Annotated in this window: 12 protein-coding genes; 3 read left to right on the forward strand and 9 right to left on the reverse strand. The window is 49.8% G+C overall.

Going from position 1 to position 18,142, the window contains the following annotated elements; translation table 11 throughout:
• The first annotated feature begins 36 nt into the window (after nucleotides 1-36).
• The gene (locus tag PSE_RS14265; protein ID WP_014285502.1) at nucleotides 37-5,235 is read left to right on the forward strand and encodes a hypothetical protein; all 5,199 of its coding nucleotides are present in this window, start codon (nucleotides 37-39) and stop codon (nucleotides 5,233-5,235) included.
• 30 nt (nucleotides 5,236-5,265) lie between these two features.
• On the opposite strand, the gene PSE_RS14270 is transcribed toward PSE_RS14265, so the two are convergent.
• From PSE_RS14270 to PSE_RS14285, 4 genes are read right to left on the reverse strand one after another with little or no spacing between them, the layout of a single operon-like run.
• Nucleotides 5,266-6,456, reverse strand: a complete 1,191-nt coding sequence (locus PSE_RS14270; RefSeq protein ID WP_041768514.1) for a cytochrome-c peroxidase — start codon at nucleotides 6,454-6,456, stop codon at nucleotides 5,266-5,268.
• Complete coding sequence (locus PSE_RS14275; RefSeq protein WP_014285504.1) at nucleotides 6,456-7,184, reverse strand: SCO family protein; 729 nt, start codon at nucleotides 7,182-7,184, stop codon at nucleotides 6,456-6,458. The genes PSE_RS14270 and PSE_RS14275 overlap by 1 nt, the downstream gene beginning before the upstream one ends.
• Nucleotides 7,185-7,231: 47 nt before the next feature.
• Nucleotides 7,232-8,542 (reverse strand): selenium-binding protein SBP56-related protein, encoded by a 1,311-nt coding sequence (locus PSE_RS14280; protein WP_014285505.1) that lies wholly within the window; start codon nucleotides 8,540-8,542, stop codon nucleotides 7,232-7,234.
• A 47-nt stretch (nucleotides 8,543-8,589) separates the two neighbouring features.
• The gene (locus tag PSE_RS14285; protein WP_014285506.1) at nucleotides 8,590-9,375 is read right to left on the reverse strand and encodes an IclR family transcriptional regulator; all 786 of its coding nucleotides are present in this window, start codon (nucleotides 9,373-9,375) and stop codon (nucleotides 8,590-8,592) included.
• 207 nt (nucleotides 9,376-9,582) lie between these two features.
• On the opposite strand from PSE_RS14285, the gene PSE_RS14290 reads away from it, so the two are divergent.
• Nucleotides 9,583-10,860 (forward strand): 2-hydroxychromene-2-carboxylate isomerase, encoded by a 1,278-nt coding sequence (locus PSE_RS14290; RefSeq protein WP_041768515.1) that lies wholly within the window; start codon nucleotides 9,583-9,585, stop codon nucleotides 10,858-10,860.
• Between the two features lie 5 nt (nucleotides 10,861-10,865).
• Here PSE_RS14290 and PSE_RS14295 read toward each other — a convergent pair whose 3' ends face one another.
• The 5 genes from PSE_RS14295 to PSE_RS14310 all read right to left on the reverse strand — a co-directional run bounded on the left by PSE_RS14295 (nucleotide 10,866) and on the right by PSE_RS14310 (nucleotide 16,043).
• Nucleotides 10,866-11,552, reverse strand: a complete 687-nt coding sequence (locus PSE_RS14295) for a hypothetical protein (protein WP_014285508.1) — start codon at nucleotides 11,550-11,552, stop codon at nucleotides 10,866-10,868.
• Complete coding sequence (locus tag PSE_RS27325; protein ID WP_158309190.1) at nucleotides 11,545-11,718, reverse strand: hypothetical protein; 174 nt, start codon at nucleotides 11,716-11,718, stop codon at nucleotides 11,545-11,547. The genes PSE_RS14295 and PSE_RS27325 overlap by 8 nt, the downstream gene beginning before the upstream one ends.
• Before the next feature lie 36 nt (nucleotides 11,719-11,754).
• Nucleotides 11,755-13,968: a polysaccharide biosynthesis tyrosine autokinase gene (locus PSE_RS14300; RefSeq protein WP_014285510.1), complete on the reverse strand. Its 2,214-nt coding sequence runs from the start codon at nucleotides 13,966-13,968 to the stop codon at nucleotides 11,755-11,757.
• A 5-nt stretch (nucleotides 13,969-13,973) separates the two neighbouring features.
• On the reverse strand, nucleotides 13,974-15,191 hold the full coding sequence (locus tag PSE_RS14305; RefSeq protein ID WP_208997940.1) for an outer membrane beta-barrel protein: 1,218 nt from the start codon (nucleotides 15,189-15,191) through the stop codon (nucleotides 13,974-13,976).
• A 240-nt stretch (nucleotides 15,192-15,431) separates the two neighbouring features.
• The gene (locus tag PSE_RS14310; RefSeq protein ID WP_041768519.1) at nucleotides 15,432-16,043 is read right to left on the reverse strand and encodes a sugar transferase; all 612 of its coding nucleotides are present in this window, start codon (nucleotides 16,041-16,043) and stop codon (nucleotides 15,432-15,434) included.
• An 826-nt stretch (nucleotides 16,044-16,869) separates the two neighbouring features.
• Between PSE_RS14310 and PSE_RS14315 the strand changes: the two genes are divergently transcribed.
• On the forward strand, nucleotides 16,870-18,024 hold the full coding sequence (locus PSE_RS14315) for a glycosyltransferase family 4 protein (RefSeq protein ID WP_193384368.1): 1,155 nt from the start codon (nucleotides 16,870-16,872) through the stop codon (nucleotides 18,022-18,024).
• The last annotated feature ends 118 nt before the right edge of the window (nucleotides 18,025-18,142 follow it).

The raw sequence follows: 18,142 nt of genomic DNA on the forward strand, positions 1-18,142 counted from the left end.
TGAAACAGCAGTTTCCCCGAACTTCGGAGTTTCCAAATGCCTGAGAATGATCTCCCTCAAGAGCACGAAAACTGGGCACATGAAGTCCTGAAAGCAATCAAAGTTGGATACAATGTCGAGTTTGATGTGCCGGAAGACGAGCAGGTATCAGACAGCGAAAATGGGCACGACAAAACAGCTGCCCCCGAAACTCAGGAAACTCCGCCAAAAGCTGCTGCAGAGCAGCCCGATCCAAAAGATCTTGCAGCACAAAAAGCACTTCACCAAAAAGAATTATCTAAAACAAGCAGGCACTTAAAGGCGCTTGCTAAAGCTGTACATATAGCAGGCAGACGCAGTGACGTGTTCATTGAGGACGTCACGAAAAAAGTCCTTGATGATGCCAAACAGTTGGCAGAAGCCAACATCAGGCAAGCCAATGAGATCATGAACAAGCCGGACAAAAAAGGCTTTGTCGATCTCGATAAAATGCAGGCCTTCATGGATCGCGGGGAAGAATACCTCCGGATCATGCAGACCAACTTCAAAGAAGGTCAGGAGATCAGCGTTGAAGGCATGAAGGGACTATCTGCTGAACTTCAGAAGAAAGCAGATGACCTGCACAAGCAGCGTACACCGGCAGAAGCCTGGGGTGTTGATCTAACAAGGCTGGACGATGTCCATGAGCAAACCTGTGACCGCATAACAGAGCTGAACAAAGCACTGAATGGCGGTAGCGTCGCGACTGCGAAGCAAAATATGCTCGCTGCCTCCAACAATCTTGCAATCCTCAGAGAAGTGCTGGCCAAAGCGCAAACGCAGGTGGAAGAAGCGAAAAAAGACGTCGAAGACAGGGTTCAGGCGACGGAAACTGCAACAGCTGAGCTCGGTGCGCGCAAAACTGAAATCGAACATGATCCCAAAGTGTTGGCTGACTTTGAAAGAGAGCACGATGCTGTCGTAGCGGACTGTAAGCAGGCGTCTGTCTCTGCATCCGCTGGCAAGGGTGTTGAGGCTGTCAAAGCCATAGAAAGCGCTGAGGCTCACTTCAGTACGCTCCAGCAGGTTATGCTCCAAAGCCTGGCATCTGCACCTGAAACCTCTCAGGATGAAGGCGGCAACCAAAGTGAAGTGAAGGTGCTTTTGGGTGATGCAATTGAGCTGACCAGAAAAGCAGATGAACTGCTCACTCAGGAAGACCTCATCAAGGGAAGCAACGGCCTGCTGCCGCAGTTTAAAGACGCGGATAAGTCTACTCGTGCCGCCATTGCAGAAGCGCAAAATGATCTCCTTACAGGAGATGTCTCGGCGGCTGAAACCAAGCTCATACGCGCCCAACATAATCTGTCTGCCATGCGCGGTCTCACTATTGAGGCCCAGTCTGCCATTGATATTGCAGCAGAACAGCTTTCTCTCTTTCAAAGACAAGTGGCACCAATGATTGCCCGCCGTCAGGAGTATGTAAAACTCGCTGAGACAGATGACAGAAACATTCGGTATCTGGAGAAGTTTGATCTGGTTGTCGGTGAAGTGGAAAATCACATCAGTCAGGCGGAAACGGCCATCGCAAAGGAAAACCTGAGCGAAGCCAATCAGGAAATCGCCTATGGACAGGCAGCCGTGCCCGAGCTGCAGAGAGAAGTGAAGAAACTTCAATACCTTAATACGGTCAAAACCGCTGCCACCAAGGAAGAGAACGCAGAGCTGTTCGCCCAGACACTGGACAAGCTGCGCGAAGATATCGCTTACTTTAATGATCGCGATGACGTCTTTAAGGACAAAGAAGAAGAAGCAATATTCGATAATCTATACGAAAAAGCAGCCAACTACGCCAATCAGGCCGAAATCCTCTTCAAACGCAAGAAATTTGAGGAAGCTGATGATGCGATCGATAACTCCAACATCGCCCTGAGCGGTCTCGAAATAGCCTACGAAAGAGGCGTTCAAACCGCAGCAAAAGTTGAGCAGCTTAAGCTGGAGGTAAAAGAGGCAGCTGATAAGGTCCAATCCTTTGAAAACGTTGCCAAAGCTATCGTAAATGAAGAGCTCCGCGGGGAGTTCCTCAGCTACAAAATGGTGGCCACAGACTACGTAAACGAAGCGCTGGATTACATCAATCAAGGCCGCATCACCAATGCCTTAAGTGCGCTTGCTGATCTGAAGCAAGCCATGACAAACCTCAACGGCTTCCTCACCAACCCACCACAACCAATGCAGCAAGAAGGCAGTCAGCTAGATGAACCTGAATGGGTAATCATCGAGGACAACCCCACTGAGGAGCAGCTGGCGAAAAAACAGGACCAGGAAGATCTTGTGTTGTTTGCCAGTGAGTTGAAGCTGCTGCTTGACGAGATCAAGCAGATGAAAACCGCTGTTAAGGAGGGGTATAAAGTTTGGGAACGCTTCTGCACCGGCGACTACCTGCAACGCTTCCAGACTGCCTTCGAACAAGCCAACTCCAGCCTCAGCGACGCAACCGACTGGACACTCAACGCCGGCAAGATGACCACTCCCGGTCCGAAAATGAGAGAAAACCAGGAACTCTTCCTCACCAGCGCAAGAGAACCTCTCTCAGAAGCCAAAAAAGCCTACCGGGAAATGCAAAACGCCTTCGATGTCAGCAAGCAAATCATGACATCCGAGCTCTCCGGTCTCTCAGCAGGTGCAAAGTACTATCTTGCTGCTGTTGAAGGCATTTACAAAATCCACGAGTACGTCCGCGGATGGGATGTCGATCTCACCACCTTTGATGCCGCTTACCTTGCAGCAATGGATAACATCGCTGAGCTGAAGGTTGCCATTGAAAATCAAGATGTTGAAACTGGTCGAGAGTGTCTGGATAAAGCCGAAACCTATCGTCAGGACTTCCTCAAGAGTGGAGATCTGGCGCTGAACCAAAGGGAAATCGAGCACAACGCATTCGTGTTTCTATATGCAGATGTGCAATCCGATTATATGAGCGCATCCAATCAAAGGGAAAATGTAGCAAACTTCCCAGATTTGAAGAAACTCTATGATGGCTTAGAGGCTGATATCCTCAACAGATTCAAAACAGTTGGTGAACTTGTCAAATCAGAGGCCGGAAAAGCTGCGACAGCGGAACTCTTAATAATCAAGGAGGTCAACAACAAGCTGTTAGATGTTCTTGCCGACGCAGGCATCGCTCTGGCCAACGCAGAACTGGAAGATCAAGCACAAGGTCTTGCTGAGATGACCGTTTTCCAGATGCGAAGGGATAAGATTTTAGAGGATGCCGACAAACTGGCCGAAGTTGCCCCCGCATCCTACGAAAAATGGCTTCCTTTCTGTAGAGGGGAATATGAGGACATATTCAACCAGTATTTTGAAGGCTTAAAGCAAAGCGTAGAAGAGTTACACAAGATCCCCCAAGGCGTGGAACGCGCGGATATCGAAGCGGTCACTGAAAACATGAGGGCGCTGCTAAAGGATGCTCGGAATTACTACAGCTCAATGGAGGGGATCCGCAATGTCAGTGAGCAGTTTGTCAATTCTCAACTGAAGGGCCTGAGCAAATGGGCCGACTTGCATGAGAAGCGCATCGATAACTTGAGCCTCAGCCTTGATAAATATGCAGATTGGGGCCTGGACTTTGCCGATTTCGACACAAGCTACAATGAAGCAAAGGGGTTGATTGAGCAAATGAGAGGGGCTCTTCAAAGAAGAGATCACGTCGAAGCTCGGGACCTCAACGTTTTGGTAGGCACCGCAGTAAAAGCGGTTGAAGACGAGCAGGAACATTACGCTGGCTTGTTTGAAGATGCGAAAGCTAGCTTTGCAGAAGGATTTGAACTCTACCGACAGCAGATTGCAGAGACTGTGAAGCGGCGCCCGGAACTGGAGAACATCAAACATCTTGCCGCAGATTTTGATGACTGTGAGCGTTCAGCAGTTCAGGCAATTGAGCGTGCACTTGATCTTATAAATCTGGGCGATCGTTTCGGACCTGATAAGGAAAGCGCATACATTCTGCGGCAGCAGGATCGCCTGCTTGAACTCCTGCAGGAGGCTGTCCCTCTATCTAAGGATCCTGAAAAACTTGGCACAGCAGTCAAGCAGAACAAGGAAAAACTGGCCGAGTTTGAGGCCATGAAAGAAGACATCAAGGATGGCATGGACAAGGAAGTCTTCGCGGCCATGCAAGTGCGGGGCGAAGAACACGCCGAAGCAGCACAGCAGTTGATGGACAAGGGAGACTACGAAAAAGCTGAGTTTGAGTTGTTTGCTCTCCGGGTCATCAATGATGCACTGCAGACAAGGCATGATTCCGGTGTAGCGATCGCAGATCAAGTTCCTGAGCTTGAACAGGAAGTTGAGGACGTCACGACTGACCTCGCAGATATGGAAAAACTGCGCGATACCATCAAAAATGAAGAGGATGCCGCAAACTACGGCAAGTATCATTCCATTGGTATTCGGACCGCTTTGGAAGCGAAAGACTTCCTTCTCAAAGGCGAAATCAGACGCGCCCAGGCCTCACTGAATGCGCTGCAATACTTCCTCGATAAGATGGAGGAAATTCTCGACAAACAAGGCGCAAAAGGACCGAAGCGCAAGTCTGGAAAGAAAAAGTCTGGCTCTGAAAATGAAGTGGCCAACGCAGGTGAAGTAACCGTCAAGCCATCAGAAGAGCTGGAGCTGGAACGTGAGAACAGCTTTGATCCGACCGATGATGAAGAGCGTAAAGACAAGCTTGAGGAAGCCATTGCGATTACTGATGGTCTTCTGGAGACAGCCAAAGCCAATGTGAAGGACATACTTGATGTCTCTGAGGTTGAGTATTACGGCCTGATCCTCCAAAAAGCAGAGGAGCATGCAGCCGCTGCGAAGGACCATCTTGAGAATAACAAGCTCGAGGAAGGTGAAGAAAGCATTGAGTTGCTTAAGATGGCCTTGGACACACTACAGGATGCTCACAAGGTAGGTGTGGCGACATCGAAACAAGCGCCGGACTATCAGAAAGAGATTGATGAAATCGGTCAGACACTCATCCTGCTCAATCTTAAACGCAACACAATTGGCGATGCGAGTGAACAGAAAGAGTTCGATACCGTCCGTAATGCAGCAAGTGCCTCAGTGTACCAGATTATCCGCATGCTGAACGAAAAGAACATCCGCAAAGTCAAATACGAAATGGACACTCTGCGGTCTCACGTAGGCAACCTGGAAAAAATCCTAGGCCGCCACGTCTCCAGACGCCAGAAGCTAAAAGACATGTTGAAGCGGAAGAAAAAGTAAGCTGGAACACCCTAGAAAAGCAGCCTGATCCTAATAATTATCAGGCTGCTCAACTCTGGCCTCAGCGGTCAGGCAATCCAGATCTGGCGAAGTTAAACTTCGCAGAAACGCCTCGAGATCAGTTCTCTCAGTGCCCGTCAGCTTCAGCGGACGTATTCGGGGATCTTGACCGGGCAGGCCTGAACCGCCTTGATCGTAAAACCTGATGACCTCGGTCAAGGTACTGAAGTGTCCATCATGCATGTAAGGTGGGGTGACGGTGAGGTTGCGTAGCGTTGGGGTACGGAATTTCCAGCGGTCGGATGGGACTTCAGTGACTTCATAACGCCCCAGATCTGCTTCTCGCGTTGCACTGACGGAGAGCACTTTGGAAAAGTCCATCTGATGCACAACGCCGGGTGCAACCTGTACTGGGATGCTTGCCGGTGGGTTTTGCCGCTCATTTTCGCGCATTTGGCCATAGCCGGTGTCGTGAAACTGATCATCGGTGAAAACAGCGTGCTCCTCCTCAATCAAGTGACAATCGCTGCAGCCGCCTTTGCCTGTAAAGATCTCGTAGCCGCGTTTTGCTGCGTCAGAAACAGCTGCCTCGTTTCCTCCAAAGTGCCATTGGTCAAAGGGACTGTTTCCGGCCATTACAGACCGCTGGTAGGCCCCAAGAGCCATGCCAATGCGGTCGAGAGAAGCATGTGCGCCAAAGGCGCTCTTAAACAACGGCTTATACTCAGGCAAATCGTTTAAAAGCGAGACCACATGACCAGCCGATGGGTTGGCCATTTCATTGCGTGCTGTAAGAGGTCCGATGAACTGAGTTTCCAGCGAAGGATCACGTCCATCGTGGAAGAGAGCGCTGAGATACCCAACATTGAGAATACTGGGCGAATTTCGCTTGATGCTGCGTCCTTCAACACCGATCGCCGTGCTCAGCTCCCAGTTGGTGAACCCTTGCTCCGGTACATGACACATGGCGCAGGACATGGTGCGGTTGATGGATAAACGTCGGTCAAAAAACAACTTTCGGCCCAGCTCAATCTTCGCTCGTGTTGGTGGATTATCTGCGGGATGAGGAATGGGAGGCAATCCGAGCGGAGTGGAGAGAGAGCGTTGTAAAGCGGCCTCAGACCAGCTTTCCGGATCAACCTCACAACTCGGTTGCGCGGCTGTGTTACCCGAGGAAATCAGAAGACCAAGCAAGATGCATGATAATGAGAAGCGCCGCATCAGGACCTGCTTTCTTCCATCATAAGTGTCTCAACATCCGTGATTAGCAAGCGTGGATCAATCGTCCCCAATCCATAAACGTTGCGGATGTTCCCTTGACGATCAACCAGATACATTCGCAGCAGGTGGTTGATCACATCCTGATCGTTAGAACGGTCAACCACCTGACCATATCCATCCAGAATAGGCTGCAAGGCTTTCATGCCGGAGGTCGTCAGCACATGCCAGGGGAGTTTTTTCTCGGCATGTTCATCAATCTGCATGGGGTAGGCGAAGGAGTTGATTGCCTCCACCGTATCGCGTGAGGGATCAAAGCTGATAGTCACTAGTTGAACATCTTTGCGAAGACTTGGAAGCTTCTCGCTTGTCTCGTAAATCTCAAAGAGCGTCGACATTGCAATCGGGCAACCGTTGACATCACCGCACATGAGATAAACGAAACTCACCAGACTAATCTTGCCGCCAGTGAGATCGCTCAGGTTCTTGGATGCCCCGTGAACATCGAGCACCTGCCCATCAGGTGCAGCTTTGAATGTGTTCAGGCGATAAGAGCCCGGTGCAGGTGGTTCAAACTGGAATTCTTCACTGGCACTGAAGGCCGCTGCGAAGGGGCGTGAGGCAGCCGCCTGACTAGTTACCATGGCATACCAAAGCAAAGGCACAACCGCAGCAAGACAACTCACCGCAAGGATTTTCTTGAGTAAACGCATGTTACCGACCAGCTTCATGAAACAAGCACGGGGCAGCAATCAAGCCGCCCCGTGTCGAACCGGAGTTAGCTTGAGTAAAGCTCTGAGCTGCCGAAACGCATGATGTGCGCGCGCCCAAGGCCAAGCTTGTAAAAGTCGATGTTAAAGTCTTCGATGAGCTCTTTGCCATCCCAGTTAAAGGCCCGTAGATACTGGACGTCATCATCACCTTTCTTGTCCCAGTTGGCGAGCAGAGAGGATGAAAAGTACACGCGTTTGCCGTCCCAGCTCTGGCTGACCATATTGACCTGCCGATCGATGGTTTTCTCGTAAATCTGAAAAGGCTTATGCGGATCGGAAATGTCAAAGAGGCGGGTCTTGCCATCCATGAAACTGTTGACCCAAAGGGTTTGGTCATCAGCCGCGATGGAAATGTCGACCGGTAGTGGAATGTCTGCCGGGTTGCCAATGTCCGCCACATCCTTGGCCTGCCACTCGCCATCTTCGTCCTCGTAGATCAGCCAGAGTTTGGAGGTCAAGGCTGTGGTTGAGAAGGCATAGTTCGCATTCGGCCCCCACGGGAAACGGATCTCCAATGGAGCTCCCGGCACATTGAACACTTTGCGTGGCTGGCGTGTATGCAAGTCCCATTGCACGATGGTGTTTCCGAACCGCTTCATGGCGTCGGCATCCTGCAGCATCTGGCCAAAGTCCATCATGTAGTTGGACCAGCCAGTAAAAGAGGAGGTCAACATGACGTTCTTGCGGATCAGCGCACGAATGTCATACCCATACCCATCAGCAACAGCATCCCCAACGGCAACGGCTCCTTGCATGTTGGCTGTCGTCGGCATCCAGTAGGTCGCCACATAATCACCAGCATCGTTGTACTCTACCAGCGCGGTACGTCCTCCATGATCATCATCATTGGAAAGTCCGGTGATCATCATACTGCCGGGCAGGGCGAAGAAGGTATGTGGGCCAACAACACCGCCGGAATCCTTGACGAATGTCTCAATGGTCTTGTGCAGGATCGGTTTTGAAGGATCTGTATGCACATCGAAAATAAAGATGCGGTTGGTGTCCAGTCCGCCTGTCCAGAAGTAACGGCGATCCGCTGAAAACCCTCCGTGATGTGCTTCATTGCGCCCACCAACGGACAGGCTGTTGATCACCTGACCACGCGTTGGCGAGTCTGGACGCAGGTCAACAGTGACCAGTTTATCTTGCTCATCGCCCATGCCTTCCACGCCCAGTGTCCAGACATAAACGAACTCTTCCTGACCCGTAATCTTAGGCATGTATGGTGACTGGCAGGTCTCATCCGCAAAGGCTCTGAATGGAGCCGTCATGGCCGCAGAAGCTGCAACCAACGCAACAAATTCCCGTCTATTCATAATATCCTCCCCAAAATCAATAAATGAGTATTCCGTGGTGCCTCCGGTTAGTTCGCAAGAGCTTCTGAATGCACTCTTTCTGCATCTACAATTGAACAATGTTGTATCGCTGCCGCCGCCCGGATGTTCTCTTCCATCAAAATCGGCAGAATACGGCTGTGAAGGTGCGTTTTGATCCGGTTTGTTGGGCCCACTACACCCATGCTGAAGATGGACCCAAGCCGATCCACATTGATCGGAACGGCAACGCTGGTAACACCTTCCTCGATCTCACCATCGCATAACGCATACCCAGAGCGCCGGACTTGCTCCAACTCCGTCGCGATTTGAGAGGCGTCTGTCAGCGTGTTTGCGGTAAAACCGTGTGGCTCGCCTGCGAGTAACTCCTCGCGCAGCTCCGGCAATATGAAAGCAGCAATGGCTTTGGCAGAGGAGCACGCATGGGCTGGCCTGATGCCAAGGCCTGGATAAATGTAGGGGATCGCTGGATCGCTCGGCGTTTCAATGTGAATGAGATCAACCCGTCCCCCGCGATAACGGGCCAGATAGGCAGTCTCGCCAATATCGATGACCAGCCGGTGGATCATAGCCATCACAGCTTTGATAACATGGGAATCCGATTTACCTGTCAGGGCAATTTTGACAAAGCGGATGCCAAGAACATACCGCTTGCCGTCATCCACTTCATCCAGAAAGCCACAGTCCAGCAGAGACGAGAGATTCCGATAAATCGTTGCTCGTGGCAGCTTCGTCATCTGCGCAAGATCATTCGCACTGACAGGCTTGGCAGACCCCGCGACAGATTCCAGAAGCTGTATCAATCGTTCCTGCATAGAAATCTCACAATTCGGACGCTTTGAGCGTAATCTGAGAAAACTTTTTGCAGCAACCCATAAGAAATCATGGGTCCAATTCGCCCGAACTGGATGAGGCGGAAACGGAAGTCATGTGAAACGATGTTTCACTTGCAAGCGGCTTTAACTGGCAGATAAGCTGGAAAAATCTGAGGAGCTAGCCTGTAAACGTGGGGAGTAATCTGCATGTCATTTCGCTCGATGATTAAATCCAGAATTGCGGAATACATTACAAGTGAAATCAGATTACGCAGAAAACGCGAGGTCTTTGAAAAGCAGCGAAAGCGTCAGGGCCGTCCTCATGAGGTTCATTACTTCCATCATGTGTCTGACCCATACTCACATCTGACACTTCAAAAACTGTCAGGGTTCCAACATAGCTACAAAATCAAGCTGACGATCCACCTCATCTCAGGCCCACCTGCATGGGCAACACCTGATCGGACCGGCTTGGATGCATATGCTTTCAAGGATGCCAACCAGCTCGCGGTGCATTTGGGATTATCTGGAGTCTCTCAAAAAACGCCCAGTACGGAACGTATCGCCCAAGCTGAAGCTGCAATGGCAGCTTACCTCAATGCGGGCATGGATATCGGGAAGCTGCAGGACATCAGTAACGCGTTGTGGTCAAACAACGAAATTGCACCGGTCTCTGAAGTGAATGTAGAAGCTGTAAAGGCGCAGGGAGATGCCTTGCTTGAAAAACTCGGCCATTACCTCGGCGCCACATTCTACTATGGAGGAGAATGGTACTGGGGCGTTGATCGACTCCATTATCTAGAAGAGCGCCTGCAACAGCTCGGCTTAGGGCCAGCGCCTTCCAGTGACCGAAGAAACGATCCGGATCAAGGCGTGAGTGATGCCAGGATTTCCTGCAATGAAATAGATCTCTTCCTATCCTTCCGAAGTCCATATTCTTATCTCGCCTTCAACAGAACATGCGAACTCAGCGATCGGCTGGGAGGCAAACTTAACATTCGCCCCGTACTGCCCATGGTCATGCGTGGCCTGCCAGTACCACCGGCTAAGCGAAAGTACATCCTCATGGATGCTGCTCGCGAAGCCCGCTACCACGGCATCCCGTTTGGTCGAATTTGCGATCCGTTGGGACGCCCGATCGAACGTGGTTACTCATTGTTGCAGTATGCCGAAGAAGAAGGACGCCTCAGAGAATATTGCAGTGCCTTCATGACAAGTGTTTGGTCCAAAGGAGTGGATGCAGGCACAGACAACGGACTGGCGAAGATCGTAGAAGCAGCTGGACTGGATTGGAGCAAAGCTCGAACCATTGTCGACAACGATGACTGGCGTGTGCAGATTGAAAAGAACCGGGAAGATCTGACCGCTCTCGGCCTCTGGGGCGTGCCGAGCTATCGTGTCGGCACAACCGCAATCTGGGGGCAAGATCGCCTTTGGGCGGTCGAGGCCGCTTTGCAGCACACCACGACACCCATCGTTAGCTGACAGCCTTAACCCAGACTATCCTTGAACGCATTGATGCGCACAGCAAGATCACGAGGATTTGCAGAGTGTTGGCTCAACTTGGCAAGCAACTCCACAATCGTCACACAGCGCGCGCGCAGGGCTTTGTCTTCTGCAGTAGGCTCGTAGCCATCTAACTTCTCATTTTCCTGCAAAGCTGAAACAGCATGTTCAGTCCGGGCAATTGCCTGCGCCAAAACCTTATCCAGGATGACCTGTGCGCGACCTTCAAACTCTTTCTGCTCAGTCATGTTGGAAAGGTGAGGGCACATGAAGGTGATGTCTTCGGCAATAGCGCTCTTCATCGCAAATGAAACACGCTTCAACGCTTTGGAAACCACCGGTGGCATGCGCCCGACAGAGATATCATATCCCGCCATCAGCAGTGAGTTCGGCAGGTTTTCTGAGTACTGCATCAAAGCAAGATAGAAGAAACCTGAGCACTGGAACAAATCGATCGCAGCACCTTGTACCGCATCGCTTTTTTCGCTCTCACCGTTCAGCAAAACAGTCAGCTCACTCAGCGCATTAAAGCGCTCTTCAATAAGCTTCCGCGCATCATCCAAACTATTGGCAAACGCTTTGGGAGACCCACTTGCCGTCGGCAAAAGCGGGCTGGAAGTATCAAAAAGATCAGCCAGCGTCCTGGCAGCGATTTCGATTTGTTCAGACAAGGTGCGTTTCCTGATCATAAGAGCCGAGCATGCCGCTTCCTACCCCACGATCAACGACTGACGCAATGCGCAACATCGCACAGTTGCTCAGGATCACTGAGTAACGCACTGATAAATCGAAGCCCCAAAATGAAAACGCCTCCATGATCATTTTCAGGAAGATCATGGAGGCGTCTTTCAAAAATCAAAGCTTACAGAACTATCAATTATAATAGCCATACCCATAGGATGCCTGATGCTTGTTGAGACGTGCTTTGCTGACGTCAAAGTTGTTCAACACCACACCAAGCGTCTTACCCGGTGTCTGATCAAGCAACTCCTTCGCCTGCTCAACAAGCCCACCATCCGTATGGTTCCACGAAGCAACCAGCACAGTGCCGTCAACTACATGAGACAGTACGCGGCTATCAATGAGGGGAATGACGGGTGGGCTATCAATCACAATGAGATCAAAACTCTTACGAGCACCTTCCAAAAGCGTTTTCATCGCTTGAGAGGACAGAAGCTCGGCAGTTTCCCAAAGCTCGCGATGATTTGGAGCAGGAAGAGCGTAGAAGTTTGATCCTTCCTCGTGCTTTACGGCATCTGCAATAGTCACTTTGCCTGTCAGCACATCAGCTAGGTTCTTCTCGCTTGAATCTCCCTGAGTTTCGGAGGTTAGCTGTCTGCGCATATCTGCATCAATAAACAGCACTCGTTCTCCAGCTTTGGCCGCGTAGTGAGCCAGATTGCGAGAGATCGTAGACTTTCCTTCACCCGGGATCGCTGAGGTGATTAGCAGTGTCTTAATAGGCTCGTCCATCCTCGCAAACTTTACGGAGGATCGCAGAGCGCGAATTGACTCAGCGTAGTGGCTCAAAGGATTTTTAGATGCAAATTGCGCAACCTCAGACCGCGTGGCGTCATCATTACCGGCAGTTTTTGATCTCACCAAACCCTTGCCAAACAGCAATCCGAAAAAGGATTGGAGCGTTGAAGTTGACGCATAACCTTCAATCAGCGGCACCTGAGAGTAGAGAGGAAGGCCGAGACGGCGTTCGACATCTCTTTTAGATTTCAGTGTGTTGTCAAACTGCTCGATCAGAAGGGCAAGAGCGGTTCCCAGAATGAGGCCTACAACGGCAGAGACCAGCAGGAAAAGCTTCTTGTTCGGGAAGCTTGCAATGCTTGGAACCTCAGCCGGGCTGAGCACGCGGCTGCTGACAGAGTTCATTTTCTCGAACTCTTGGGTTTCCTTCAGGCGTGCAAGGAAAGATTCATAAAGAGTTCTGTTTGCATGGGCTTCACGGATCAACTCACGCAGGTAAACCTGAGCGTGGTTCTCTGAGTTGGTGACATCACGCAGTTGCTCAAGACTGTCGGATATGGAAGCTTCACGACGTTTAGCAACAGCCAGCTCATTCTGCGCCGTATCAACAATACGCTGGAGCTCTTTCTCGATCTGGTCCCGAAGGTCTTTCAGCTGTGAGCGAACACTGACCACAGATGGATGCTTATGGCTGTATTTCACTGTGAGCGCTGCTTCCTTACGCTCCACTTCAGAAGCTTTCGCGCGCAGTTGTGTAATAACGGCAGATTGGGCGGCATCGGCAAAGGAAGAAGTGGAACCGCCACGCACCAGCACTTTATCAATCTGATCAACCCGCGCCTGAGCTTCAGCAGTTTTTGTCCGGGCATAGACGAGTTGCTGGTTTAATGCCGCGATCTGCTTTTCGTTGATAGTACCGCCACCAGCAACCTGAAGGTTGAACTCGTTTCTGAACTGTTCAACAGCCTGTTCCGAGCTGCGAACCTTAACACCTAGCTCGGACAAACGAATGCTAAGCCATTCACTGGCCTGACGAATGGCATCGTATTTGGTCGCTAGACGATCTGCTAGATAAGCTTCAGCAAACGCGTTAGCAAGTTGGGCAGCCATCTCAGGAGAATGTGCCCGATAGGAAAGGTCGACCACGGTCGTATTACGGTTCAAAGTCACGTGAAGCCCATCAAGCACACGCTGCTCAAGACTGACCGTAGCTGGTGGCTCACCTGTCACTTTCGTAAAGACTTCCGACAACAAAGAAGGCTTTGATTGAAAGGCTGGCGAGTTCTCAAGATCGTTTTCTGCAATCACGCGTTTGGCAACCGCATTCGATCCGATAATCTCAATCTGGCTTTGCAGCAACTTGTTGTCAGAGCCAAAGCCGCTCAGAACAGCTTTTACGTCAACCACATTAGACGCGCGCGTTTCGATGTAAACGGAGGTCACAGCTGTATACTTAGGCGCTGCAAGAAACGCAAAGGTGAGGCCGAGCACTGTCACAAAACCGGTAACACCAAGGATCAGTGACCAATACTTGCGTACATACTGAAAGGCCAGGCGAAGATTGATAATATCTTCTGTCGGGGCATTCGATGCCAGGGAGTTTTGCATGACTCTCAATACTCTACTTTTGCGGTTATCCCTATCAGATGCCGGTCGTAGCTGTTGTCAGCTTCAGATGACTTGCGTGTTTCAAAGTCATAGTAGGCACCGAATTTCAGGTTGCGGTTGATAAGATGTTTTGCTTCCAGTCGTGCACGGAAGGTGTTGTCGCGGCGATCCGAGCCGGCGTAATCTTCACGTTTGAAAGAAAGAAGCGGTGAAAGGATGAGGTTACGACGGAGTTCGTAATCCAATGACAGCCTGGCATTCGAAGTAAGCTTGCTAACCTGTCCATCAAGTGAGCTTTCTTCAACGGCTTGTCGCCCTTTGACTTTTACAACCAAAAGCGGAGAGGGCATCCATTGCATGTCCACATTGAAGGAGTAGGTGGAGATATCCCCGCGGCTACCCAGCTGATAATTTTGATTGAGATACCCAACACCTGCAGCGCCATGGAAGTTGCCGCGTTTGTCAACTTCCAGCCCTGCCAGAACCTCAAAGCCGCTTGAATCTCGGTTTTCTTCCCCAGAAGCTCTCCAGTTGCGTGCGTTATACTCCGCACTCACAAAGGTGCTCAGCCCAGGCGAGAAAGCGTAGTTCACTTTGCCAATTAAACTGTATCGCGTGCCATCGCGCGTATCCTGATCGATGGTGCTGCCGTCTCTTGCTTCAACGTCATGATAGTTAAAGTGACTGACGGTACCTCCGCCGATGAACCTCAGACGATTGAAAACTTTGGATATACGAGTCGTCGCAGAGTAAGCTTCCCGTCGAATGCCGTGTTTGGCATCCGAAGACGTATCGGCTTCACCCAGTTCATACTGTCTTGCTTCCATGCCAGCGCCCAGATCCAGCGTAAAGTCTCTGAGAACTTCCAACCTCGCGCCTGTAGAAACGCGGCCAGACAAGGTGGAGGCGTTCGGTTTTGAAAAAGCATGCTTTTTCTGGCCTGATAGGTTTACACGAAACCGATGACGAGAGATCTCTGAGCTAATGGACAGTGAAGGAGCAAATAGACCAACCATGCTGCTATCGGCAGAACTTCTGGTCTTATAGAGATTGCTGTCAAAATAGAGGCCGGAGGTTAGGGAGGGCATGAAAATCCAGTTGGCGTGTCGAATGCCTTTGGCGTTGTACTCTGGATGAGACTTAAGGCCATATCCTCCGGCGTTTTGCAGCAAAGCCTCTGAAAGATCCGAAGCGGTTGCCGCCTCGAAAGCAGAACCGGCCATGCAAGTTGCCAAAATGAACTTTAAGCTGCGCATTGGGAGAAACTCATTTTCCGTGACTGTTTCAAACTCTGTGTCAAAAGGGAGGAGCGCAGTCTTGACTGTGGTGCTCAGGAAGTTTCATGCAAGAGAGGTGCTGAGGGACTTGGGAGCTTCGAAAATGGTTTGCTGCCATCTACACAATGTGCAGTGGCAGCATCTCTCGGTTTTCAAGCAGCTCTGCTTCAGCTCATGCGTCGAAGCCTAGTCCTTTTGCTGCACTGAGAGCTGACTTCCCCGAAACTCTGGCATGGTTGCATGCCCCGCTGCGCTGATGCCTTCACGCTTTAGAACGATGATCATAGTCATGAAGATGATTTTCATATCGAGCCAGAAGCTCTTGTTCTCCACGTACCAGACATCCAGCTCAAAGCGAGAATCCCAGTCGATGTTGTTACGTCCATTCACTTGAGCCCAACCGGTGATGCCTGGCTTCACAAAATGACGCATCATCTGACGCTTGGAGTAATGCTTCAGAAAACCAGCATGCTGTGGGCGAGGACCAACAACAGACATCTCACCCTTGAGAACATTCAGGAAACCTGGCAATTCATCGACACTTGTCGCACGCAAAATGCGTCCGAATGTTGTGAGGCGTTGATCGTCTGGCAGAAGGTTTCCATGTGCATCGCGCGCATCGGACATGCTGCGAAACTTGTAGATCTGGAACACGTCGCCGTTCAGCCCGGCACGGTCTTGCTTGAAGATAATAGGGCTTCCTAGTCTCGTGCGCACCAAAATAGCTGCGATAATCATCAGAGGTGATACAAACAGCAAGACAGCAAAACTAAAGACTATATCGAATATTCTAATCATGGTGCATTTCAACTACTGTCACTCACGGCGCGAATTACTTCGCTCCGTCATGGTCTCAATTTGAGCAAGCCCCCAACACCCTCAGAAGAGCCACCTCACGAACAGGTTGCGATTTAACGCAACAGAAATCCTATGTGGCAGTGTATTGATTAGATTTTTCATAGAAATCTCACCAATGCCAATCTGATTTCAGTTGGGCTAGGTATTTGATTCTAAGTATTAAAGTCAACGAAATAAATATAGATAGCCACACAACTTAATTCATAAAACTACATATAATAGTTTAACTATCTTAACTCGGGATTATATGAATATTTTAACTAATATATACTTTAATGAAAGGGTGTAATGTTTCATCAAAATTCACTAAAATTCTTGATATTTATTATTGGCTGATTTCTGCCAAAAATAGCTTTGACAAATTTGATTTCTCAATTTGTTTTCAGAGGGGGAGGGCTACGCAATTGAAGTTTTGATTGGTGTATAGTTATATGTAGTTAACTTAATTTGGTATGATTGATTGTATTTTATCAGTGTGTAATTGAATATAATTATAATGAAATAGTAATGGCAATTTATTAAGTTAGATATCAATTCCAATAATCCTCATAATACTTATTGTTTTTGCTTTATTGGATTGACTTGCTTGTGTGTGTCGAAATATTACCCTTCAGGTTGCTCTGAATGTTAGATGATCACTGGGGTAAGTGAGTAAAAGTTTAAACTAAAGGCAACAATAGCGGAGGCTGTTCACCAGTCTCATTTGGATCACGTCTCATTGCTATGAGAGAGGCCGCTAGCTCGAGAGAGTGCGGTATTATGGCAATTGAGTTCGATCACCATATCTAGTTTACTTGATCGACCAAGACAAATGCGAATACTTCTTGTTGCTAATAGTAGCTTTAAGCTAATCAACTTCCGGCGTTCTTTACTTCAACAACTACAGCGAGAAGGGCATGAGCTTGTCGCTGCCACTCCGCGTGATGAGTACACGTCTGAATTTCAAAAAATGGGAGTGACTTATGTTGAGCTTCCTATGGATGCCACAGGGACTTCTGTTGTTGCAGAGCTGAAGTTGTTGTTACGGATTTTTGAAATTACAAGAAAGCATAAGCCTGATGCTGCGCTTGGCTTCACGATTAAGCCGAACATCTATGGCGCAATGTCTTCTCGTTTGCTTGGTGTGCCATTCATTCCCAATATTACTGGGATGGGTAGTGTTTTCGATCGTGATGACTTGTTCGCGCGTCTGATCAAGACACTTTATAAAACCGCCTTCCGGCGCTGCCCTCGTGTTTTTCTTCAAAACCCTGAGGACTTGGCTTACTTCGTAAGAAGCGGCCTCATTACAAAACAACAAGCATGCCTGTTACCCGGTTCCGGTGTGGATCTGACAAACTTCCAGATCACAGCATTGCCTGGCACTGGCAGTCAAAGAACGTTCACTCTTGTCGCTAGAATGCTGAAAGAGAAAGGGGTCTTGGAGTTTGTTGAAGCTGCACGTGCGTTAGCTCCCAACTTTCCCGATGCACGTTTCGTCCTGCTAGGCCCGTCAGGTTCCGGAAAGGCAGGTGGACTAGATGAAGCTGACATAAAGAGGCTAACAGCCGATGGCGTAGTTGAGTATCGCGGGTCAGTTAAAGATGTTCGGCCTGTTGTAGCTGACGCTGATTGCGTGGTTCTGCCCTCTTACTATCGAGAAGGGACTCCCAGATCATTGCTTGAAGCTGCTGCAATGGGACGCCCGATCATCACCACAACCATGCCGGGATGTAAGGACGTGGTCGATGAGGGGCAAAACGGTTTTCTTTGTAAGCCAAGAAGTGGCCAGTCAATTGAAACCGCCATGCGGCAATTTCTTTTGATGAGTGAAACCGCCGTGAATGAAATGGGCTCGGCCTCACGAAGAAAAGCTGAGCAAACGTTCGATGAGCGGATCGTTATCAATCACTACACCTCAGTTCTGCAGCAAGCCTCTTAAGGTAGCATGGGCTGTACAGGGTCAGATCACATAGAAAACTCGTAGAGTTACTCTTCTCAGGATGCAGTGATCGCACGTTCGATGATCACTACAGAGATGAGGAATGGGACAAAAGAAA

The organism is Pseudovibrio sp. FO-BEG1, assembly GCF_000236645.1.
Lineage (GTDB): Bacteria > Pseudomonadota > Alphaproteobacteria > Rhizobiales > Stappiaceae > Pseudovibrio.